This window comes from Roseateles sp. FW305-36 (assembly GCF_058787015.1).
On sequence record NZ_JBYSZK010000001.1, the window covers coordinates 166,920 to 188,700 of the forward strand.

At 67.8% G+C, this 21,781-nt stretch carries 22 protein-coding genes and 1 tRNA gene; 12 read left to right on the forward strand and 11 right to left on the reverse strand.

Annotated elements, in window-relative coordinates; genetic code table 11:
• Position 1 precedes the first annotated feature (1 nt).
• A tRNA-Val gene (locus tag AC3WOE_RS00760) sits at positions 2-78 on the forward strand.
• 110 nt (positions 79-188) lie between these two features.
• On the opposite strand, the gene AC3WOE_RS00765 is transcribed toward AC3WOE_RS00760, so the two are convergent.
• The 6 genes from AC3WOE_RS00765 to AC3WOE_RS00790 form a co-directional block, all read right to left on the reverse strand.
• Positions 189-1,184 carry a hypothetical protein gene (locus tag AC3WOE_RS00765; protein ID WP_492687590.1) on the reverse strand — a complete coding sequence of 332 codons (996 nt, stop codon included), beginning with the start codon at positions 1,182-1,184 and terminating at the stop codon, positions 189-191.
• Positions 1,185-1,246: 62 nt separating this feature from the next.
• On the reverse strand, positions 1,247-2,560 hold the full coding sequence (locus AC3WOE_RS00770; protein ID WP_492687591.1) for a hypothetical protein: 1,314 nt from the start codon (positions 2,558-2,560) through the stop codon (positions 1,247-1,249).
• Between the two features lie 89 nt (positions 2,561-2,649).
• Entirely contained in the window at positions 2,650-2,892 is a 243-nt protein-coding gene (locus AC3WOE_RS00775) for a hypothetical protein (protein WP_492687592.1), read from the reverse strand.
• Positions 2,893-3,134: 242 nt separating this feature from the next.
• Complete coding sequence (locus tag AC3WOE_RS00780) at positions 3,135-5,036, reverse strand: cyanobactin maturation protease PatG family protein (RefSeq protein ID WP_492687593.1); 1,902 nt, start codon at positions 5,034-5,036, stop codon at positions 3,135-3,137.
• 136 nt (positions 5,037-5,172) lie between these two features.
• Complete coding sequence (locus tag AC3WOE_RS00785) at positions 5,173-5,346, reverse strand: response regulator transcription factor (RefSeq protein WP_492687594.1); 174 nt, start codon at positions 5,344-5,346, stop codon at positions 5,173-5,175.
• Positions 5,347-5,353: 7 nt separating this feature from the next.
• A complete protein-coding gene (locus AC3WOE_RS00790; RefSeq protein ID WP_492687595.1) occupies positions 5,354-5,593 on the reverse strand; it encodes a response regulator transcription factor in 240 nt (79 codons plus the stop codon).
• Positions 5,594-6,035: 442 nt separating this feature from the next.
• On the opposite strand from AC3WOE_RS00790, the gene phaR reads away from it, so the two are divergent.
• The 3 genes from phaR (at position 6,036) to AC3WOE_RS00805 (ending at position 9,213) form a co-directional block, all read left to right on the forward strand.
• On the forward strand, positions 6,036-6,563 hold the full coding sequence (phaR, locus tag AC3WOE_RS00795) for a polyhydroxyalkanoate synthesis repressor PhaR (protein WP_492687596.1): 528 nt from the start codon (positions 6,036-6,038) through the stop codon (positions 6,561-6,563).
• Positions 6,564-6,628: 65 nt separating this feature from the next.
• A complete protein-coding gene (rimO, locus tag AC3WOE_RS00800) occupies positions 6,629-8,026 on the forward strand; it encodes a 30S ribosomal protein S12 methylthiotransferase RimO (RefSeq protein ID WP_492687597.1) in 1,398 nt (465 codons plus the stop codon).
• On the forward strand, positions 8,026-9,213 hold the full coding sequence (locus AC3WOE_RS00805; protein WP_492687598.1) for a PLP-dependent transferase: 1,188 nt from the start codon (positions 8,026-8,028) through the stop codon (positions 9,211-9,213). Before rimO ends, AC3WOE_RS00805 begins: the two co-directional genes overlap by 1 nt.
• A gap of 59 nt (positions 9,214-9,272) precedes the next feature.
• On the opposite strand, the gene smpB is transcribed toward AC3WOE_RS00805, so the two are convergent.
• Positions 9,273-9,734, reverse strand: coding sequence for an SsrA-binding protein SmpB (gene smpB, locus AC3WOE_RS00810; RefSeq protein WP_132570045.1), 462 nt, complete (start codon positions 9,732-9,734; stop codon positions 9,273-9,275).
• 47 nt (positions 9,735-9,781) lie between these two features.
• Here smpB and AC3WOE_RS00815 point away from each other — a divergent pair, with 47 nt between their 5' ends.
• A complete protein-coding gene (locus tag AC3WOE_RS00815; protein WP_492687599.1) occupies positions 9,782-10,240 on the forward strand; it encodes a type II toxin-antitoxin system RatA family toxin in 459 nt (152 codons plus the stop codon).
• Complete coding sequence (locus tag AC3WOE_RS00820; protein WP_492687600.1) at positions 10,230-10,547, forward strand: RnfH family protein; 318 nt, start codon at positions 10,230-10,232, stop codon at positions 10,545-10,547. Before AC3WOE_RS00815 ends, AC3WOE_RS00820 begins: the two co-directional genes overlap by 11 nt.
• Here the strand turns inward: AC3WOE_RS00820 and AC3WOE_RS00825 are convergent, their stop codons facing one another.
• A complete protein-coding gene (locus AC3WOE_RS00825) occupies positions 10,548-11,060 on the reverse strand; it encodes a DUF4124 domain-containing protein (protein ID WP_492687601.1) in 513 nt (170 codons plus the stop codon).
• Between the two features lie 169 nt (positions 11,061-11,229).
• Here AC3WOE_RS00825 and guaB point away from each other — a divergent pair, with 169 nt between their 5' ends.
• The 5 genes from guaB to AC3WOE_RS00850 all read left to right on the forward strand — a co-directional run bounded on the left by guaB (position 11,230) and on the right by AC3WOE_RS00850 (position 18,688).
• A complete protein-coding gene (gene guaB / locus AC3WOE_RS00830; RefSeq protein WP_492687602.1) occupies positions 11,230-12,699 on the forward strand; it encodes an IMP dehydrogenase in 1,470 nt (489 codons plus the stop codon).
• A gap of 60 nt (positions 12,700-12,759) precedes the next feature.
• Complete coding sequence (locus AC3WOE_RS00835) at positions 12,760-13,992, forward strand: TCR/Tet family MFS transporter (protein ID WP_492687603.1); 1,233 nt, start codon at positions 12,760-12,762, stop codon at positions 13,990-13,992.
• 7 nt (positions 13,993-13,999) lie between these two features.
• Entirely contained in the window at positions 14,000-15,586 is a 1,587-nt protein-coding gene (gene guaA, locus AC3WOE_RS00840) for a glutamine-hydrolyzing GMP synthase (protein WP_492687604.1), read from the forward strand.
• A 520-nt stretch (positions 15,587-16,106) separates the two neighbouring features.
• On the forward strand, positions 16,107-18,218 hold the full coding sequence (locus tag AC3WOE_RS00845; RefSeq protein WP_492687605.1) for a PKD domain-containing protein: 2,112 nt from the start codon (positions 16,107-16,109) through the stop codon (positions 18,216-18,218).
• Between the two features lie 62 nt (positions 18,219-18,280).
• Positions 18,281-18,688, forward strand: coding sequence for a hypothetical protein (locus tag AC3WOE_RS00850; RefSeq protein ID WP_492687606.1), 408 nt, complete (start codon positions 18,281-18,283; stop codon positions 18,686-18,688).
• Here the strand turns inward: AC3WOE_RS00850 and AC3WOE_RS00855 are convergent.
• From AC3WOE_RS00855 to nirK, 3 genes are read right to left on the reverse strand one after another with little or no spacing between them, the layout of a single operon-like run.
• Positions 18,685-19,245, reverse strand: a complete 561-nt coding sequence (locus AC3WOE_RS00855) for an SCO family protein (RefSeq protein ID WP_492687607.1) — start codon at positions 19,243-19,245, stop codon at positions 18,685-18,687. The two genes, AC3WOE_RS00850 and AC3WOE_RS00855, sit on opposite strands and share 4 nt — an antisense overlap.
• Positions 19,242-19,961, reverse strand: a complete 720-nt coding sequence (locus tag AC3WOE_RS00860; protein WP_492687608.1) for a formylglycine-generating enzyme family protein — start codon at positions 19,959-19,961, stop codon at positions 19,242-19,244. The genes AC3WOE_RS00855 and AC3WOE_RS00860 overlap by 4 nt, the downstream gene beginning before the upstream one ends.
• Positions 19,961-21,373 (reverse strand): copper-containing nitrite reductase, encoded by a 1,413-nt coding sequence (gene nirK, locus AC3WOE_RS00865; protein ID WP_492688468.1) that lies wholly within the window; start codon positions 21,371-21,373, stop codon positions 19,961-19,963. Before nirK ends, AC3WOE_RS00860 begins: the two co-directional genes overlap by 1 nt.
• Before the next feature lie 177 nt (positions 21,374-21,550).
• Between nirK and AC3WOE_RS00870 the strand changes: the two genes are divergently transcribed.
• A complete protein-coding gene (locus AC3WOE_RS00870; protein ID WP_492687609.1) occupies positions 21,551-21,781 on the forward strand; it encodes a hypothetical protein in 231 nt (76 codons plus the stop codon).

A 21,781-nucleotide genomic window follows, 5' to 3' on the forward strand; every position in this document is an offset into this window, starting at 1 on the left:
CAGGCGCGTAGCTCAGTTGGTTAGAGCACCACCTTGACATGGTGGGGGTCGTTGGTTCGAATCCAATCGCGCCTACCAAATTGGTAGGTCAAAAATGCCTCGGGTCCTTTCGGATCCGAGGCATTTTTCCATTCCGCGCCGGCGTCCTGCCGGCATGGGCCTCAGTGACCTGACGCCCCACTGGTACGTCACGGCGGCATCTCGATTCGCACGCCCACGATGGCCGGGGCGGTCCAGGCGCTTTCGAGCAGCAGGGCCTGGCCTTGCGTCCCGTCCGTGGGCGAACGCCGGACCGGCACCCCCATCGCCAGCACCGTGCTCGCCTGGTCCAGGGTTTGTCGAAGGGCGCCCGGGATAGGTGCCGCCGCGGTGAAATCGAAGCTGGGGCTCAAGGCCACATAGAAGGCTGCGACCCGGCCTGCCATCAGGCCATTCGGGCCGAAGAACGCGCTGGGGTCAGGCAGCAGGCTGCGGCCCAGCGCCAGCATCGACGCGTCATACCAGCTGCCGGGATAGACGAACACCTGGTCCCAGCACGCCGCGGTGATCGTCACCGTGTCCAGCGTCGCCGCGGGCAGCGGCAGATCGCTGCCGTCGGCGCCCAGGGCGCGCAATGGCGCAGGCGACTGAACGCCCCCGCCCGGTACTTCATTGAGCGCCAGTCGCAGCGAGTTCGGGTTGTGGAGGGTCCCCGCCTCCACGGCTGCCATCCATGCCGATGCGCTCGGCGGCTGCAGCGTCCAGATGGGCCGCCACTGGGCGTATCCAGCCTCGGTCACCTTGGTCCACCCCGGGGGGGTCGGTGCCGTGGCGGGGTCGCCCGTGGGTGGCGCGATCTGCTGCAGCGCGGTCTGCAGCAGATCCGGATACGGGAACCTGCTGCTGGCAAGCACCCGCAGGAAGGTCATGTAGCTCTGCGAGAAGCTGCGCGACGAGGGCTGATAGAGCGCCCCGTCCACCGTGGACTGGGGGACGGCGTCGGCGAAATGGAACTGCGCACTGCCCGTCGTCCCGATGACCGGATCCGGCCAGCTCCAGGCCGTGGCCGGTATCACCATCTGTCCCGGCAGCAGGGGCGGTGGTGCGGTGGCTGCAAGAGCACGCCGGCGCCCGGCTACGGGCCTCGGCGGCGGCGCCGGGATCACGTTGTCAAGGCCAGCCAGGAACTGCTGGATCACGCTCATGATCATGCTCCGGTGTGCGGGCGGTGCCTCCTCCATCCCTTGCGCCGCCCGCGGGTTTCGGGTCAGGCGACGCCAGGAAAATCGACGATCACGCCGATGATCTGCGGGTTCTCGGAGGTGCTGCCGCCGCTGAAGGTGTTGGCCTTGGCAGTGCTCTTCGTGTACTCGCTCTCGTGCCCGCCGGAGCCGCCGAAAGTGAACGGCCCGATGCGCACGCCCGCGCTCGCATCAAACGCCTGCTTGTTCTGCTGATAGCTGTTGGCACTCATCGTGATCTCGAACGACGGCTTGTAGACCACCAGCAGCTCCGACACTCGCGCGGCGACGATGCCGTTGGGGCCGAACAGCGAACTCGACCCCGGCCCGCCATTGGCCACCCACGGCGCGACGATCGTGTAGCCCTGGGCGTTGGGCCCCTGCTGGGCCTTGCCCAGCGCACTCAGGAAGCCGCCCGGATACCAGTCGCCCGGATCCACCTTCACCCGGGTCGAGGATTCGCAGCTGATGGTCACCGACGAGCTCGAGTCCTGGTTGAAAAGATCGGACTTGCTCCACCCCCCGGATGCATTGACGCTCCAGAACAGGTTGCCGACGCTGGCCGAGCCCTTCGCGAACGAGGACTTGAAGTCGCTGCTGGACTCCGATGCCTTCAGCGAGATCGAGAACGCGCCGGCGCTGCCCTGGCTGAGCGCCGCGCGCCAGTTGGAGCCGGTCGTGTCGATGCGGAAGTCCGGCTGCCAGCGCAGGATGCCAGCGCCGTCAGGCACCTTGGTCCAGCCCGCCGGCGCGTTGGCCGTGGCCGGATCGCCTGATGGGATCTGCATCATGTCGATGGCCCGCTGCAGGTCGCTGGGCATGCCGGCCCGCTCCAGCTCGAGCTTCATCTTGACCGCCTGGTTGTAGGCATCGGTCGCCGCCTGGATGGTCTTGACATAGGCCGCGGCCTCGGGCGCGTTGTTGATCCAGGCGTTGATGTCCGGATAGCGCGCCGCGAAGATCACGCCGCCGTTCTGCTTGGAACTCAGGTAGACCTGGTTCATGTCGCTGTTGGCCTTGACCATCGCGTTGCTCTTCTCGACGCAGGTGTTGGTGAGCGCGTTCAGGTTGGCCTGCTGCTCGGGGCTGACCTTGAAGGTCACATGGCCGAAGATTTGGCGGACGGCATCGAACAGCGTCGCGTCGAGGCTGCCGGACTGGCCGATCGCGGACCACTGCGGCATCCCGCTGACGACCTGGTAGGCCGCCGGATCCCATTGCCCGGTCGGGGCGGTGTTCCAGCTGAAGTCCTTGGGCGTGCCGAGCAACTGGAAGTTCGGCGTGCCGAGGTTGCCGACGAGGGCGTTGTACAGCTGGCTGAACATGGCTTGGTCTGACATGGTGTTGATTCCCTGAAGGTGGATGGACAGGGAGCCGGGCCAGCACTGACCGTGCGGTCAAGGCCGCGGCTCCCGGGGCGGACGAGGGCTCAGTGGCAGGCGACGGCCTGGCCGGTTGCCGGGTGGCGCCACATGAGGGCACCGCGCAATGCGCAGCAGGCCGCGCAATTGAACTTGCCGACGATCTGCTCGCCATTGCCGAGGCACTCGCCGATGAGCTGGTTTTGCGCGGCGGTGCAGGCCGACGGCAGCAAGCCGACCGGTGCGGCCCAGCGGGCCGCCGGAGCGTAAGGATCGCGCGCCACTGGCGCGGCAAACGGAAGCGATGTCATGGATGTACTCCTTGATCGATGGGAAGAGCCGTGCGGCCCGGGGGCGACGGCGTGAAGGGCCGGCGTGCGAGCGCAGGCGGGGATCTGGGCGAATGGTTCATGGGGATGCCCTCCCTGGGCGTGCTGACGGAGATCCGGCGCGCAGGCGCCGGGCGATGGCCTCGACGGAGGCCGGGCGTGATCGCGAGACCACGGGATCGCGCGGAGGCGATGGGTGAAGGCGGATCGATCGTTGGCGTCGTTCAGCGCTCGTACCAGGAGCGGACTTGCCCGATGCTCACGGGCACCATGCCGCTCACGTCGACGGTGAACCGGAAGACGCGGTCGGCCATGTGCGTGTTCTGCGGATTGAAGAAGCGCAGCTGCACGTCGTAGCAGTCGGAGTCCGGCCGGCAGATCGGGCTCCTGCGCACGGTGATCGTGTTGAGCTCCGATTGCTCGTCCATCGCGACCTCGCGCATGACCTGGGCGGCCTGGAATGCGTTGGTAGCGGAGAAGTTCAGCGCGCGGTCCTCCGGTTTCTGGCCCAGGTTGCGGAGGTCGAAATAGACGCGCGACAGGAAATTGCGCAGCCATTGCGCGCGCCGGTCGAAGTCCGCCTGGCTGGACGGGTCGTCAGGTCGCTGGCCGACGGCCTGCTCGACGATGTGATCGGTGGACCAGCAGTACATGCCGCTCAGCACGGGAACGAGCAGCGGCACCAGCTGTCCCGATTGCAGACGCATCTGGCCCGCGAGATGACCCGGCACCGACACGATGCGCGCCCGCCCTGCGATCTGGGCCTCGAGGAATTCGCGCAGACGGTCGAAGACCGTGGCGGCGTAGGCGCCTGACGGTGCAAGCGCGTAGACCGGCGTGCCGTCGATGTTCAGCGTCCAGATCAGCGACTGCGCTTCATGCGGCTGCTGGTGCAGGTGCTTCAGTACCTGTGTGGGCGCATGTGGCGAGTTCGCCTCCGCCGGCATCGCCTGGGCGAAGGCGTCGCGATGGGATTCGGTGCCGAAGTCGTACCCCAGCGCGCCGAGCGCGTAGACGCGCACGGGCGCTGCTGCTGCGGCGGAGCCGGTGTCCTTGCAGCTGCACGAAGACGGCGACAGGCCGGCTTTCGCCGCGGCAGCCTCGTCGTTGAACGTGGTTTGGCCGGGGGCGTCGGAGGACGGCGGCGTCGGATCTTGGGCGATGCTGGACATGACGGGGTTTCCTTCCTGAAGGGACCTGACGATGGGCGGGAGACGCAGCGCGCCGGCCAGGTGGCGGTCGCACTGCGGGAAGTGGCGCGGATCGCACGGGGCCGCGTGGGCGAGGAGCTGTCGTCCGATGCCGATGGGATCGAGCCGCTGACCGCGCCGCCACTGCAGGCTCAGCAGCAGCGCGGCGACGCCGGCCACCAGCGGCGTCGCTGCGCTCGTCCCACTCATTCGGGCGCCGCCGCCGACCTCGGCGCACAGGACCTGATCGCCCGGTGCCAGCAGTCCGCGCCCCTCGTATTCGGCGCCCCAGTTGCTGCTCGCCAGCGGCACGCCGTCAGCGTCCGCAGCGCCGACGCTGAGCACGGGCGCCAGCGACGCGGGAACATGCGGACAGTCGCATCCGTCGTTGCCCGCTGCGGCGACCACAAGCACGTTGGCGGCCGCACAGGCGGCGATTGCGTCGATCAGGCGCTGGTCCACCGGGCCGTTGCGCAAGCGCTCGCCCGCGCTGACGTTGATGACGTGGGCGCCGTGCGCCAGTGCGGTGTGGATCGCAGCGGCGAGCCGGGCCTGGCTGCACGGGACGATGCCACCGACCGTGTCTTCGAAGATCGGGATGACCAGCCCGGTGCAGTGCGGCGCAACCCCGTGCACAGGCGAACCCGGTTGGCCGAAGAGGATGCTCGCGACCTGCGTGCCGTGCCGCAGCGACGGGCCGTCCGAGGGCGTGATGGCCGGCGGAGCCAGGACCTGCAGCCGTGCACCTCGCAGGGACGGATGGGTCTGGTCGACCGGCCCGTCGAGCAGCGCGACTCGCACGGCGGCCTCGCCGCTCGTCATCGCCTGCAAGGCCGTCAGACCTCCGGCGCGTTCCGCCGGTGTCGGGACCGCATCCCGCGGATGTGGCAGCCGCAGCGATTGCGGCGCGCGCAGCGGCGTGGTGTCAACCCACATGAGCTCCCCCTGGTGAGCCGAGGTCGCGGTGCTGGATGCCCGCGATCGATGGAACTCATCATGCGGAGCGGCCAGGGTGGCAGCAATACTCCTAATGTCGTATTCAGTGGGATCTGCTGAGGGACGGATCTTGGTGTCAGGTGGTGCCTTCGTCACTTGGCGCAGGCGCGAGCGCCAACAGCTGGGCCGTGCTCGTCAGGCCCAGCTTGCGCAGCAGGTTCTCGCGGTGCTTGCGCACGGTCAGATCGCTGAGGCACAGCAGGCGGGCGATCTCCTTGCTGGTGCGACCTGCCAGCACGTGCGTCAGCACCTCCTGCTCACGAGGCGACAGCGGCAGCTGCTGGAGGTGCGCGGGCCTCGCTCAGCCAGCCAAGCTTCCTCGCGTGGGCCACGAGCGCCGCGGCGTTGTGCATGCTGAACCGGCCGAGCATGTTGCTGCGGTGCTTGCGCACCGTGAGCTCGCTGATGCACAGAGCGCGTGCGATGTCCTTGCAATCGAGCCCCTTGGCCATGGCCTCGAGCACCTCGAGTTCGCGCGCGGTGAGCGGCGCCGCCACGGCCTCACCCGATCCCGGGCGCGCGGCACGAAGCCCGCCTGGTCGGCCCGGGTGGGGCGGCCGTTCTTGGTTGGATACGCATGGCAATTCTCCCTGGGGCGCCGATGCGACATGGCTGCGTCAACGCAGACTCGGGTCGAGGCGCTGGGCGAAGTGTCAGACGTGCGTGCCGATGGACGGTGAACCGAGCCGATGCTGCATCGCGCCGGCCGGCGCAAGCGCTGCGATCAGGTCACCAGCATCGACGCAACCCGTGCGCGCGATGCAGGCTAAGCTCTTGATTTACAAGGGAAAGCGGGAGGCTTTCCGGCACGCGTGCCAACTCACTTGCCGATGGCCCGGAGCGTCGCCGGAGTATTGTTGTTTCGGCCCCAGGTAAACCCGTTCCGGGTCACCATGATCGTCTGCCTAGAATTTGCTGCACTGCACAGGAGATCACCGCATGGCGACAGCCCGCAAGAAAGCGGCACCCGATCAGGCCCAGACCGGCGACAGCAAGCCCGGTCTGCGCGTCCTCAAGAAATACCCCAACCGCCGTCTCTACGACACGCAGACCAGCAGCTACATCACGCTGGCCGACGTGAAGCGCATGGTGCTGGAAGGCGTCGACTTCGAGGTGCACGACGCCAAGACCCAGGAAGACCTGACGCGCTCCATCCTGCTGCAGATCATCCTGGAGGAAGAGACGGGCGGCGTGCCGATGTTCTCCACCAACTCCCTGGCCCAGATCATCCGTTTCTACGGCCATGCCATGCAGGGCGTCATGGGCGGCCTGCTGGAACGCCAGATGCAGGCCTTCACCGACATGCAGTCGCGCTTCTCCGAGCAGACGCCGGGCATGCCCTTCACGCCCGAAGCCTGGACCGGCCTGATGGGGGGCTATGCCGAGCAGTCCAAGACGCTGATGAACCAGTGGCAGGAGCAGCTCAAGCAGGCGGGGGTGATGTTCCCGTTTGGCACCAAGAAATAGGCATTTCCGGCGGGCGTGCTTGAGCGCCTGGCACGGTTCCCCGCCACATCGCCGAAAATAGGCGGATGAACGAATCCGCCACCACCGCCGCTCCGGTCGCCGCGCCCAAGATCGGCTTTGTGTCCCTGGGCTGCCCCAAGGCCCTCACAGACTCCGAGCTCATCCTCACGCAACTGCGTGCGGAGGGCTATGAAACCTCCAAGACCTTTGCCGGCGCCGACCTGGTGATCGTCAACACCTGCGGCTTCATCGACGATGCCGTCAAGGAAAGCCTGGACACCATTGGCGAGGCCCTGGCCGAGAACGGCAAGGTCATCGTGACCGGCTGCCTGGGCGCCAAGGCAGGTGCCGCCAGCAAGGACGCCGGCAGCCTGGTGCGCGAGATCCATCCCAGCGTGCTGGCCGTGACCGGCCCGCATGCCACCCAGGAGGTCATGGACGCGGTGCACACCCATGTGCCCAAGCCCCACGACCCCTTCGTCGACCTGGTGCCCAGCTTTGGCGTCAAGCTGACGCCCAAGCACTACGCGTATCTGAAGATCAGCGAGGGCTGCAACCACCGCTGCTCCTTCTGCATCATCCCCAGCATGCGCGGCGACCTGGTGTCCCGACCCATCGGCGATGTGCTGAACGAGGCCCGCGCGCTGTTTGAGAGTGGCGTGAAGGAACTGCTGGTCATCAGCCAGGACACCTCGGCCTATGGCGTGGACGTGAAGTACCGCACCGGCTTCTGGGACGGCAAGCCGGTCAAGACCAAGATGCTGGACCTCGTCGCCCAGCTCGGCGAGATCGCCAAGCCCTATGGCGCCTGGGTGCGCCTGCACTACGTCTACCCCTACCCGCACGTCGACGAGGTGCTGCCGATGATGGCCCAGGGCCTGGTGCTGCCCTACCTCGACGTGCCGTTCCAGCATTCCCACCCCGACGTGCTCAAGCGCATGAAGCGCCCGGCCAACGGTGAGAAGAACATGGAGCGCATCCTGCGCTGGCGCGAGGCCTGCCCCGAGCTGGTCATCCGCTCGACCTTCATCGCCGGCTTCCCCGGCGAGACCGAGGCCGAGTTCCAGCATCTGCTGGACTTCATGCAGGAAGCCAGGATCGACCGCGCCGGCTGCTTCGCCTATTCGCCGGTGGAAGGCGCCAGCGCCAACGACATCCCCGGCGCGCTGCCCACCGAGGTGCGCGAGGAGCGCCGCGCGCGCTTCATGGCGGTGGCTGAACAGGTGTCGGCCGCCAAGCTGCAGGCCCGCGTGGGCCAGACCCTGCAGGTCCTCGTCGACTCCGCGCCGGCCCTGGGCCGCAAGGGCGGCGTGGGTCGCTCCTACGCGGACGCGCCCGAGATCGACGGCACCGTGAAGATCCTGCCGCCCGAGAAGGCCAGCAAGACGATGAAGGTGGGCGATTTTGTTCGCGCACGAATCGTTGCCGCGGACGGCCACGATTTGGTGGCGAGCCTGGTCTGATGAGCAAGAAGGCTCCCAGCACCCAGCTCATCCACCACCCCTACCGCGCCCCGGAAGGCTGGGACGCGGTGCCCGTGCCGGTGGCCAAGGCCTCGACCGTGCTTTTCAAGGACACGGCCGACCTGCACAAGCCCCGGCCGCGCGATGGTCTGACCTACCGCTACGGCCTGCACGGCACGCCCACCAGCTACACCCTGGCCGCGCGTCTGGCGACGCTGGAGCATGCCGAGCACTGCCTGCTGGTGCCCAGTGGCCTGGCGGCGGTGACGCTGCCGTCGCTGGCCATCCTGCGCCCGGGCGACGAGGTGCTGGTGCCGGACAACGTCTACGGCCAGAACCGCTACCTGACCGAGTCCTGGCTGCCGCAATGGGGCGTCACGCATCGCTTCTACGATCCGCTGACGGTGCCGGAGCTGCGTGACAACACCAAGCTCGTCTGGCTGGAGGCCGCGGGCTCGATCACGCTGGAGTTCCCGGACCTGCTGGGCACGCTGGCCGTCTGCCGCGCCCGCGGCATCACGACGGCCCTGGACAACACCTGGGGTGCGGGCCTGGCCTTCAACGGCTTCGAGCCGGCGCCGACGACCCACCCGGGCCTGGGCGCCGACATCGTCATGCAGGCCCTGACCAAATACCCCAGCGGCGGCGCCGATGTGCTGATGGGCTCTGTCTGCACGCGTGACCGCAAGCTGCACGACCGGCTCAACCACGCGCACGAACACCTGGGCTACGGCCTGGGTCAGAACGACGTGGAGCTGGTGCTGCGCGGCCTGCCGACCATGCAGCTGCGCTACGAGACCCAGGACCGCGTGACGCGGCAACTGGCGAGCTGGATGGCCGGCCGGCCCGAGGTGGCTCAGGTCTTCCATCCGGCCATCCCCGGTTCGCCGGGCCATGAGAACTGGCTGGCCGTCGGCGGGGCAGGCGCGGCCTGCCTGTTCTCGGCCGTTTTCAGGGCGGATTACAGCGCGGCCCAGGTGGATGCGTTTGTCGACGCCCTGCAGCTCTTCGGCATCGGCTATTCCTGGGCCGGCCCGATGAGCCTGGCGGTGCCCTACGACATGAGCCGCAGCCGCGACCTGCCGCTGCCTTTCGATGGCGGCACCCTGGTGCGGTTCGCCATTGGCCTCGAGGACGGCAACGACCTCAAGGCGGACATCGAGCAGGCCCTGTCAGCCCTTGGCTGACACCTTGTGCCGCATCAACTGGCCCTTTTGGCGAAAAGTCCAATGAGCCGCTGCGCGTCTCAGGCCTTGCGGCCGGTCGATGCGTGCCGCATCAACTGTCCTTTTTCGCGTTCCCAATCGCGCTTCTTCTCGGTCTCGCGCTTGTCATGCTGGGCCTTGCCCTTGGCGAGCGCGATGTCGGCCTTCACGCGGCCGCCCTTGTAGTGCAGGTTGAGCGGCACCAGCGTGAAGCCGCGCTGCTCGACCTTGCCGACCAGGCGCTTGATCTCGGCCTTGTGCATCAAGAGCTTCTTGGTGCGGTCGGCCTCGGGTGAGACGTGGGTGGAGGCGCTGCGCAGCGCGTTGATGCGGCAGCCAATCAGGAACAGCTCGCCGTCCTTGATCATCACGTAGCCGTCGGTCAGCTGGACCTGGCCGGCGCGGATGGCCTTGATCTCCCAGCCAGAGAGCACGACACCGGCCTCGAATTGCTCTTCGATGTGGTAGTCGTAACGGGCGCGGCGGTTCTCGGCGATGGACATGAAGTGGGATCTGGGGCCTGGAGCCCTTCTTACAATCCCGTCATTCTATGAAGCAGGTCAAAAAGTCAGTTCTGCTCTGGTACACGCCGCGTGAGATGTACGAGCTGGTCACCGCGGTGGAGCGCTATCCCGAATTCCTGCCCTGGTGCAACGAGGTCGAGGTGCTGGCGCGCGAGACCGACACCGTCACGGCTCGTCTGCACCTCGCCTACGCCGGCGTGCGCCACGCCTTCACGACGCGCAACCTCAACGAGGACGGCCGCACCGTGCGCATGGAACTGGTCGACGGGCCCTTCTCCAAGCTGGACGGGCTCTGGCAGTTCCTGCCGTTGAACAAGCCCGGTGCGGATGCCGAGGCCACGGCCTGCAAGATCGCCTTCGAGCTGAGCTATGCCTTCAACAGCGGCGCCCTGGAGGCGGTGGTCAGCCCCGTCTTCGATCGCATCGCCAACACCTTCGTCGACAGCTTCGTGCAGCGCGCGGAAAGCCTCTACGGTGCGCGTTGAACTGGTTTGGAGTCCGGCCGCCGGCGACGTTCAGCACCGCTGGCTGGAGGTGGAGGAGGGCGCCACGCTCGAAGGCGCGCTGCGCGGCTGTGCCGACTTCATGGCGGCGCAGAGCCAGGCGCTCGAGGATTTGCGGATCGGCATCTGGGGCCGGGTGAGGCCGCTGGGCATGCTGCTCAGGGAGCGGGACCGCATCGAGGTCTACCGGCCGCTGACCGTCGACCCCAAGGAGGCCCGCCGGCTGCGCTATGCCAAGCGCGGCGAACGCATCGTGTCGCGGCACCGGCCGCAGGCGGGCAAGGCCTGATCAGCGGCACTCGCTGGTGATGGCGTCGCGGGCGCGGCCGACCTCAGCGGCGATCTGGCCCTCGTCCATGAAGACGCGTTCGCCCTTGTCGTTGGTGCGGGTCAGGCGCGTACCGCTCTGCAGTTCGCGCAGATTGGCCTGGGCGCGGCTGCAGTTCTCGCGGCGCTGGGCGGCGATGCGGCGCTCTTCTTCCTTCTTCTTGGAGGTCTCGCTGTCCTGGTCCTGCTTCTGGCGTGCCGAGGCTTCGAGTTCGGCCTTGGTGGGCGCGCTGGCGGCCGCCTTGGGCGCCGAGGCGGCGCTGGCCGCAGCCCCGGACGGTGCCACGACGATGGTGGGCTTGGCCGGGTAGGGCCGCTGCAGAACGTCCTTCTCGGGCGTGCCGGCCGGCGGCGGCATGTCGCTGTACTGCACATTGCCCTTGGCGTCGCGCCACTTCCATTGCGCCTGGGCGGCGCCGGCAGCGACGAGGCAGAGCAGCACGAGAAGGGCTTGGCGGAGGGCTTGGCGAGGCATCCGGCCAGTTTAGAGCCTGTTCACCTGTGAGCAATGGTTGCAAACGCGACGCAACTCACGCTGGGGCGCAACCGTTGCCCACAGCTTTGCGAAGGCCTTCCGCGCCCGCAGGGCAGGGCGGGTCATCTGACCCTCCGTATAATGCCGCTTTGCGTCTGGAGCTTTCCTCATGCGCCTTCTCGGCAAAGCGCTCACCTTCGACGATGTTCTGTTGGTGCCAGCGTTCTCCCAGGTGTTGCCCCGCGACACCAGTCTTGCGACCCGCCTGTCGCGCAATATCCCCCTGAACCTGCCGCTGGTGTCCGCCGCCATGGATACCGTGACCGAAGCTCGCCTGGCGATCGCGATCGCGCAGGAAGGCGGCATCGGCATCGTGCACAAGAACCTCAGCGCCGAAGCGCAGGCGCGCGAAGTGGCCCGGGTCAAGCGCTACGAGAGCGGCGTCGTCCGCGAGCCGCTGACCATCTCGCCCGATGCCTCCGTGCGCGACGTCGTCGAGCTGACTCGCCTGCACGGCTTCTCGGGCTTCCCGGTCGTCGAGGGCAAGCGCGTCATCGGCATCGTCACGGCCCGCGACCTGCGTTTCGAGACGCGCATGGACGCCAAGGTCCGCGAGATCATGACGCCGGCCGAAAAGCTCGTCACGGTGCGTGAAGGCGCGTCGCTGGATGAAGCCAAGGCCCTGATGCACACCCACAAGCTGGAGCGCGTCGTCGTTGTCAACGATGCCTTCGAGCTGCGCGGCCTGATGACCGTCAAGGACATCACCAAGCAGACCAGCTTCCCCAACGCCGCCCGTGACAGCCACGGCAAGCTGCGCGTTGGCGCGGCGGTCGGTTTCGGCGACGACACCGAGCAGCGCGTCGAACTGCTGGTCAAGGCCGGCGTCGACGCCATCATCGTCGACACCGCCCACGGCCACAGCGCCGGTGTCGTCGAGCGCGTGCGCTGGGTCAAGCGCGCCTTCCCCAACGTCGATGTCATCGGCGGCAATATCGCCACCGGCGCGGCCGCCCTCGCCCTCGTTGAAGCCGGTGCCGACGGCGTCAAGGTCGGCATCGGCCCCGGCTCCATCTGCACCACCCGCATCGTCGCGGGCGTCGGCGTGCCGCAGATCACCGCGGTCGACAACGTCGCCACGGCCCTGCGCGGCACCGGCGTGCCGGTCATCGCCGACGGCGGCGTGCGCTACTCCGGCGACCTGGCCAAGGCCATCGCCGCCGGCGCCGACTGCGTGATGATGGGCGGCGCCTTCGCCGGCACCGAGGAAGCGCCGGGCGAGACCATCCTCTACCAGGGCCGCACCTTCAAGAGCTATCGCGGCATGGGTTCGATGGGCGCCATGGCCAAGGGCAGCGCCGACCGCTACTTCCAGGCCGAGACGGGCAACAACCCCAACACGTCCAAGCTGGTGCCCGAGGGCATCGAAGGCCAGGTGCCCTACAAGGGCTCGGTCGTGCAGGTCATCTTCCAGATGGCAGGCGGCCTGAAGGCCTCCATGCACTACTGCGGCTGCGCGACGATTGCCGACATGCAGAACAAGGCCGAGTTCGTCGAGATCACGACGGCGGGCATGCGCGAGAGCCATGTCCATGACGTGCAGATCACGAAGGAAGCGCCGAACTACCGCAGCGAATAAGCTGCCGACAGCGACAACGGGGCGACGCCAGATCGCCCCGTTTCGCTTTTCAGGAACACGATGAGCGCATCCACGCAACGCACCCCGGCCATGGGCTTCATCATGGCCGCCGTGCTGATCGACATGATCTCCATCGGGCTGATGGTGCCTGTGCTGCCGCATATCGTGGGCACGTTCACGCACAGCAACGATGAGCAGACCTCGGCCTTCCTGATGGTCACCATGGCCTTCGGCGTGGCCAACTTCATCGGCTCTCCCGTGCTGGGCTCGCTGTCGGACCGGTTCGGCCGCCGTCCCGTGCTGCTGATGGGTTTTGCCGGCCTGGCCCTGAGCTTCTTCGTCACCGCCATCGCGACGGCGCTGTGGATGCTGGTCGTCGTGCGCCTGTTCTCGGGCGCCATGCAGGCCAACATCGCCATCGCGAATGCCTATGTGGCCGACATCACGCCGGCCGAAGACCGGGCGCGCCGCTTCGGCCAGCTGGGCGCGATGTTCGGCCTGGGCTTCATCCTCGGCCCCGTCATCGGCGGCTGGCTGGGCCATTACGACGTGCACTGGCCCTTCATCGCGGCCGGCTGCATGGCCGTGCTGAACTGGTGCTACGGCTTCTTCGTGCTGCCCGAGTCCCTGCCGCTGGACCGGCGCACCGGCTTCAACTGGAAGAAGGCCAACCCGGTCTCGGCCCTGCGCGGCCTGGCGGCGCTGAAGGGTGTCGGCTCGCTGGTCGTCGTCATCGCGCTGGCCTCGCTGGCCCAGTTCATGTTGCACATGACCTGGGTGCTGTACACCAAGTTCAAGTTCGGCTGGGGACCGCTGGAGGTCAGCTGGTCGCTGTTCGCGGTCGGCATCGTCTCCGTCATCAGTCAGGGCGTGCTGCTCAAGCCGCTGCTGGCGCGCTTCAGCCCGCAGCGCCTGGCCCTCATCGGCATGGGCTCGGCCTCGGTGGCCTACCTCGGCTTCGGCCTCGCGACCGAGGGCTGGATGATGTATGCCGTCATCGCCTTCAACCTGCTCGGCGGCGTCGCCACGGCGGCGGTGCAGAGCATCATCTCCAATGCTGCCGGCGCCCACCACCAGGGCCAGGCCATGGGCGCCGTGTCCTCGCTGAACAGCCTGATGGCCGTCATCGCGCCAGTCATCGGCCTGACGCTGCTGGGCTGGGTGTCGCACCGCCCCGCCACCGACCCGCTGATGGGCCTGCCCTTCTACACCTGCGCCGCCCTGCAGCTGACGGCCCTGATCGTGGCCTATCGCTTCTTCCACGGCCAGCGCACCGCTTTGCAAACCGCCTGAGATCACCATGCAACACGACAAAGTCCTCATCCTCGACTTCGGCTCCCAGGTCACCCAGCTCATCGCGCGCCGCGTGCGCGAGGCGGCCGTGTATTGCGAGATCCACCCGAACGACGTGTCCGACGACTTCATCAAGTCGTTCGCGCCCAAGGCCATCATCCTGAGCGGCAGCCACGCCTCGACGTATGAGGACCACGAACTGCGCGCACCCCAGGCCGTCTGGGACGCCGGCGTGCCGGTGCTGGGCATCTGCTACGGCATGTTCACGATGACGGTACAGCTCGGCGGCCAGGTCGAGGCGGCCGACCACCGCGAGTTCGGCTACGCCGAGGTGCGCGCCCACGGCCACACCAAGCTGCTGGAAGGCATCCAGGACTTCGAGACGCCCGAGAAGCACGGCATGCTCAAGGTCTGGATGAGCCATGGCGACAAGGTCACCGCCATGCCGCCGGGCTTCAAGCTGATGGCCTCCACGCCCAGCTGCCCCATCGCCGGCATGGCCAACGAGGAGAAGCGCTACTACGCGGTGCAGTTCCACCCCGAGGTCACGCACACGGTGCAGGGCGATGCGCTGCTGCGCCGCTTCGTGCGCGACATCGCCGGCTGCCAGGGCGACTGGCAGATGGGCAGCTATATCGACGAGGCCGTCGCCAGGATCCGCGAACAGGTCGGTGACGAAGAGGTCATCCTCGGCCTGTCGGGCGGCGTCGACTCTTCGGTGGCGGCGGCCCTCATCCACCGCGCCATCGGCGACCAGCTGACCTGCGTCTTCGTCGACCACGGCCTGCTGCGCCTGAACGAAGGCCAGATGGTCATGGAGATGTTCGCCGGCCGCCTGCATGCCAAGGTCGTGCATGTGGACGCGAGCGAGCAGTTCCTGGGCAAGCTGGCCGGCGTCAGCGACCCGGAGCGCAAGCGCAAGATCATCGGCGCCGAGTTCGTCGAGGTCTTCCAGGCCGAGGCCAAGAAACTCACCAACGCCAAGTGGCTGGCCCAGGGCACCATCTACCCCGACGTCGTCGAGAGCGGTGGCACCAAGACCAAGAAGGCCATCACCATCAAGAGCCACCACAACGTCGGCGGCCTGCCCGAGACGCTGGGGCTCAAGCTGCTGGAGCCGCTGCGCGAGCTGTTCAAGGACGAGGTCCGCGCCTTGGGCGTGGCCCTGGGCCTGCCGGCCGACATGGTCTACCGCCATCCCTTCCCGGGCCCGGGCCTGGGCGTGCGCATCCTCGGCGAGATCAAGAAGGACTATGCCGACCTGCTGCGCCGCGCGGATGCCATCTTCATCGAGGAACTGCGCAACACCATCGACCCGGCTTCGGGCAAGAGCTGGTATGCGCTGACGTCCCAGGCCTTCGCCGTCTTCCTGCCGGTCAAGAGCGTGGGCGTCATGGGCGACGGCCGCACCTACGACTATGTGGTGGCCCTGCGCGCCGTGCAGACCAGCGACTTCATGACGGCCGACTGGGCCGAGCTGCCTTACTCCCTGCTCAAGCGGACGTCGGGCCGCATCATCAACGAGGTGCGCGGCATCAACCGCGTCACCTACGACGTCAGCAGCAAGCCGCCCGCGACCATCGAGTGGGAGTGATCTCGAAGCTACGCCGCGGCGCCGGATGTGTCCGGTCGCCAGTGCGGCGTTGGCATCGCGAGCGGGCTGTCAACCCCTGCACATCGCAAGCTTTCGGCGGACTGTCGGCTGGCTGTCGAGTGTTTCAAAAAGCGGCGCCGCGTAGCGTCCAGAAGTGGTGAGCCGGGAGGCTGTGCCCCTGCGTCGAAAGCCCCGTTTTTCATAGAGAAGATGCCGCCTGCAATCGAGGCGCGGACGCGGCCTTCCCGCCTCATTTCACGGCGGTGACGCTGAAAACACGGACGGGATCACCCGCATAAGTCCGGCCCCAGCCCCCCACCTAGCATCGCGCCCGCCTCGAACTCGAGGTTTCGTTGGGATCGGTGTTCACGCGGCGTATCTGCGCTCGCGCTCGCCCATCTGGCTGAGCGTCGATCTTTCTCGTCCCAGCAGTCACCCTCACTCTGGAGTAGATGGAGCTATGAATCATTTGAAACGCCGGCTCGGCCTTGGTGCCGCGCTGATTGGTTTGTGTACCACGATGGGTCTGGCCTCGGCCGACACGACCGGCCAACCCAAGGACGCAGGCAATGCGACCGACGTGGTCAACCCCCATTCGCCGCGCGTCGGCCACCCGTATCGCCACGGTGTCGTCGCAACTCGCGAGGTGCACGAGAAGATGCGCGCCTGGGCGGCTGCCAACCAGCCCGTGCACCCCGCCGTGGCCGCAGGCAAGGCTTCCGCCGCCGTGGCGGCAGCCACGGGCACGCAGACGCTCAGCTACAACGGTGGCGTCAACGGCATCGGCGTCACCAGCGGCACGCCGCGCGTCTACCTGGTGTTCTGGGGCAGCCAATGGGGCACGTCCGGGACGGACGCCAGTGGCTACATGACGCTGACGGGTGACACCAAGAGTGCAGCGCCCTATATGCAGAAATGGATCAAGGGCCTGGGCACCAACGGCGAACTGTGGTCCGGCGTGATGACGCAGTACTGCGACGGCCCGCTGGTCGCCAAGGGCGCCACCACTTGCCCGGCCGGCGCCCCTCATGTCGGCTATCCGACGGGTGGCGGCGTGCTCGCCGGCGTCTGGTACGACAACTCCGCGGCGGCACCGTCGGCCGCGACCGGCAACCAGATCGGCGCCGAGGCCGTCAAGGCGGCGGCCCACTTCGGCAACACGACGGCGGCCTCCAACCGCTACGTGCAGTACATCATCATGTCGCCGACCGGCACCAAGCCCGACGGCTTCAACACGCCCAACGGCGGCTTCTGCGCCTGGCACGACTACACCGGCGACACGACGCTCTCGGGGGGCGCGGTCAACTCGCCCTACGGCGACATCGCGTTCACCAACATGCCCTATGTGACCGACGCGGGCACGAGTTGCGGCCAGAGCTCGGTCAGCTCGGTGCTCGACGGCTTCTCCCTCGTGGGCGGCCATGAGTACGCCGAGACCATCACCGACCAGAACCCGGCGGGTGGCTGGATCAACCAGACCGGCTCCAGCTACAACGGCCAGGAGAACGCCGACGAGTGCGCCTGGATCAGCTCGGGCCAGGGTGCCTCGGCGCTGGTGGCAATGTCGACCGGCAGCTTTGCGATGCAGAGCACCTGGTCGAACGACACCAACCGGTGCGATCTGACGCATCCGATCGTGACGGGCTCCGGCGGCACGCCGACGGCGAACTTCACGTTCGCGGCCACCGGGTTGACGGTGAACTTCACCGACACCTCGACGGACTCCGGCGGCACGATCACGTCGCGCGCATGGACCTTCGGCGATGGCGGCACGTCCTCGGCCACCAGCCCCAGCCACACCTACGCCGCCGCTGGCACCTTCAGCGTGACGGAGACGGTGACGGACAGCGCCAGTGGCAAGACCAGCTCCAAGACGGTCTCGGTGACGGTCAGCCCGAGCGGCGGCACGCCGGTGGCGAACTTCACGTTCACCACCAGTGGCCTGACGGCGAACTTCACCGACACCTCGACCGACACCGGCGGCAGCATCGGTTCGCACGCGTGGAACTTCGGCGACGGCTCGACGTCGACGACGACCAGCCCGAGCCACACCTACGCCGCATCGGGCACCTACAGCGTCAGCGAGACGGTGACCGACAGCGTGAGTGGCGCGAGCAACACCAAGACGAGCTCCGTCACGGTGAGCACCTCGTCGCAGCTGCTGGGCAACACCGGCCTGGAGAGCGGCACGGCCAGCCCCTGGACGCTGACCTCGGGCGTGCTTTGCTCGACCAGCAGCAGCGGCTGCAGCGGCGAAACCTCGCATGGCGGCAGCTGGTTCCTGTGGCTCAACGGCTATGGCAGCTCGCACACCGACTCGGCGGCGCAGACCGTCAGCATCCCCGCAGGCAAGTCCGGCGCCACGCTGTCGTTCTATCTGCACATCGACACCAAGGAGACGGGTACGACGGCCTACGACACGCTGAAGGTGCAGGTGCTGAACAGCGCCGGCACCGTGCTGGCGACGCTGGCGACCTACTCCAATGCCAACGCGGCTTCCGGCTATGTGCTGAAGAGCTTGAACATGGGCGCCTACATCGGGCAGACCGTGACCATCAAGTTCCTGGGCACTGAAGACTCGTCGCTCGCGACGTCCTTCGTGCTGGACGACATCACGCTCACCGTCCAGTGAGATCACACTTGCATTGAGCCAGGGGCGGCCTGTCGGGCCGCCCTTTTTTACTGGAGCTTGTCATGTCGAAACATACCGCCACGTCACGGAGCCGTCGGCGCGTCGCGGCTGCGCTGGGGGCGTTGATTGCGGGTCTGGTGGGCTGCGCGTCGCCCACTTTGGCCGCGCGGCCGGTCGTGCCAACGCCGCGGCTGGAGCTGTTGCCCGAGCAACTGCAGCTGGCGCCGGGCGAGCAGGTCAGCCTGAAGGCGCGTCCACAGGGAGGCGAGGCGATTCTTTTCCACGTGGACTGGCAGCTCGTCGAGGGCCAGGCCGGTGGCCGGCTGGAAGCCAGTGAGTCGCGTGATGAGGACGGCCGGTATCTGGCGCGCTACACCGCACCCGCCGCGGAAGGGGTCTTCCACGTGGTGGCGCGCCTGCGCGAGTACCCGGCTGCCGAAGCCCGCGTCGAGATCCGCGTGCGCCGCTAGCGCTGGGCCAGCTGCTTCTTGATCGCGCCGACCAGCTTGGCATCCGCCCCAGCCAGCATGCTGGTGCGCGCCGTCACGCGCCCGTCGCCGTCGAGCAGGATGAGTTCGGCGCTGTGGTTGAACTCGCCGTCGGGCAGGGCGCGGTACTGGAACTTCAGCAGCGCGGCGATCTTGCGCACGGTGGCGGGGTCGGTGCGGGCCAGCGTCCACTGCGAGGCGTCCAGGCCGCGTTCCTTGGCCATGCTCTCCAGCTTGGCGGGCGTGTCGCGCGCCGGGTCGAAGCTGATCAGCAGCACCTTGACGCGCTTGCGCTCGGCCTCGCTCAGCGCGGCCTGGGTGTCGCGGGCTGCGTCGATCAGCATCGGGCAGACGAACTGGCAGGACGTGTAGAACATGCTGATCAGCACGGGCTGGCCGCGGGCGTTGTCGAGCTTGACGGCATGGCCGAGCTGGTCGGTCAGCTGGGCGTCAAGCTGGTAGACGGAGTCACCGGGCAGGGCAAGGGCCACGCCGGCCAGCCACAGCCAGGCGCAGGCGAACAGGCGCTTCATCATCATTTGATCTCCTGTGCACAGCGGAAGCCCAGGCTGCCGGTGCTGTCGGCGGCGTTGAGCGAAGAGAGCAGGGCGATGCGCATCAGCACCGCGTAGTTCTGGCGGTCCTGCAGGTCGATGGCGCCCGCGCCGCAGAACTTCAGCTTGTCGGGGTCGCCGCTGCTGCGGCTGTCGGCATTGACGAGCAGGGCGTTGAAGTCGTCCACCCATTCCCACACCAGGCCGTGCAGGTCGCGCACGCCGTAGACATTGGCTTGGCCGCCGACTTCGGGCAGCGGGCCGCTGGCGGGCCGCGCATACCAGCCGAGGATGCGCGCCAGCCAGGCCGGGTCGCCGCGTGCGTCGGTGCGGGTGGGGTCGGCCGCGGCCGCGTATTCCCATTCGTACCAGGTCGGCAGCCGGCCGCCTTCCGCCTCGCAATAGGCCTGGGCGGCGAACCAGCTGACCTCGGTGACCGGGACCGCGGTCTCGTCCGGTTCGTGCTGCAGATAGCCACTGCCTGCGAACACCGCCGGCGCGCGGCTGGACTGCCACTCGGGGTGGCTGACGAGGAAGCGGCGGAACTCGTCGCGGGTGACCGGCGTTTCGCGCAGCTTGAACGCGGCGATCGGCGTCGGCTCCCGGTCGGTGTCGCGGGCCAGCACGCTGTTGAGGGTGCCGGCCGGCAGCGCGACATAGGCCGCGCCGGCCAGGAGGGTCAGCGCGGTGGTGAGGCTCATCAGTGGCCTGCCTGGTTGGTCGTGGCGGGCTTGGCCGAGCGCTGCTTCTTGACCTCGTCGGCCGAGATGCTGCCGCCCGGGTTGCCCCAGCTGTTCAACACATAGGTCAGGATGTTGGCGACTTCGTCATCGTTGAGCTGGTTCATCGGCGGCATGACCGAGTCGTAGTCCTTGCCGTTGACCTTGACCTTGCCCGACAGGCCGTGCAGCACGACGTTGACGGCGCGCTTGGTGTCCTGGTTCAGGAAGTCGGACTTGGCCAGCGGCGGGAACACGCCCGGCAGCCCGGCGCCGTTGGCCTGGTGGCAGACCGAGCAGGTGCCGGCGAACAGGGCCTGGCCGGCGGCAATCTGGTCCTTGGGCGTCAGCGTGCCGGTGGCGGCCGCGGTCGTCGCGGTGGCCACGGCCTGGAGGTTGGGCGCGGCGCGGTCGCCGAGGTAGACCGAGTCGACTTCCTTGCCGGAGTAGATGGCCTTGTTCTCGGGGCCGTCGATCTTCAGGATGGCCAGGGCGCCCTTGTTGAAGGCGCGGAAGATGGAGTGGTCGACCAGCACATAGCTGCCCGGCACCTTGGCCTTGAAGTCGACGATGGCGGCGCCGCCCGCGGGGATCAGCGTCGTCTGCACATTCTTCTGCGCCAGCGTGCCGCCTTCGAAGCGCACGTTGTCGAAGATGGCGCCGATGACGTGGAAGCTGGACACGAGGTTGGGGCCGCCGTTGCCGACGAACATGCGCACCGTCTCGCCGACCTTGGCGCCCATGGCGCGTTCACCGGTCAGCGCGCCTTCCGCGCCGTTGAACAGCACATAGGTCGGGCGCTCGTCGATGGCCTTCTCCATGTCGAAGGGCTGCAGGCCCTTCTCGCGGTACTTGCCCGTCGTGTAGAAGTCGCCCTGCATGACGTAGTACTCGTGGTCGACCTTGGGCAGGCCCTGCGGCGGCTCGACGAGGATGAGGCCGTACATGCCGTTGGCCACGTGCATGCCCACCGGCGCCGTGGCGCAGTGGTAGACGTAGATGCCTTCGTTCAGGGCCTGGAAGGTGAACTGCGACTCGTGGCCGGGTGCCGTGAAGCTGGAGGCCGCGCCGCCGCCGGGGCCGGTGACGCCGTGCAGGTCGATGTTGTGCGGCATCTTGCTGCTCGGGTGGTTCTTCAGGTGGAACTCCACCGTGTCGCCCTGGCGCACGCGGATGAAGCTGCCGGGCACCGTGCCGCCGAAGGTCCAGAAGGTGTAGTTGACGCCTTCGGAGATGGGCATTTCCTTCTCGACCACTTCCAGCTCGACGATGACCTTGGCCGGCGCCTTGCGCGCCGTGGGCGGCGGCACCATGGGCGGGCTGGTCAGCTGGGCGCGGATGACCGGCAGATTGGCGGCATCCGTCGCGCTGTGCGCGGGAGAGGTCACCGCCATCGAGGCGGCGACGGTGGCGAGCAGAAGCAGTCGCTCGAGCATGAGGTTCTCCTTGGTCTTGAGTGGCCAGGCCATGCTAGGGAGGGCTGGCGTGTAGGGGCTTGCGCCAAATCAAGCTTGGTGACGCTACCCCGGCGCGGCTATGCTCGTCCACCACGCCAACCCCAATCGTTCGCCATGCGCGCTGCCTTCAGCCTTCTCGCCCTCGTCATCGTCGCGGCCATCGTGCTGTCGCTGGCCAAGAAGCAGGCCACGGCCTTGAAGCCGGCGGCGCCCGGCGCTTCCGCGGCCGCTGCCGGCAGCGGTGGCGCGCTGCCGCAGCCCCAGGCCGTCGGCCAGCAGGTGCAGAGCAACATCGACGAGGCCGCCAAGCGCGCCGCCGAGGCCGCGTCCGCACAGTCCAACTGA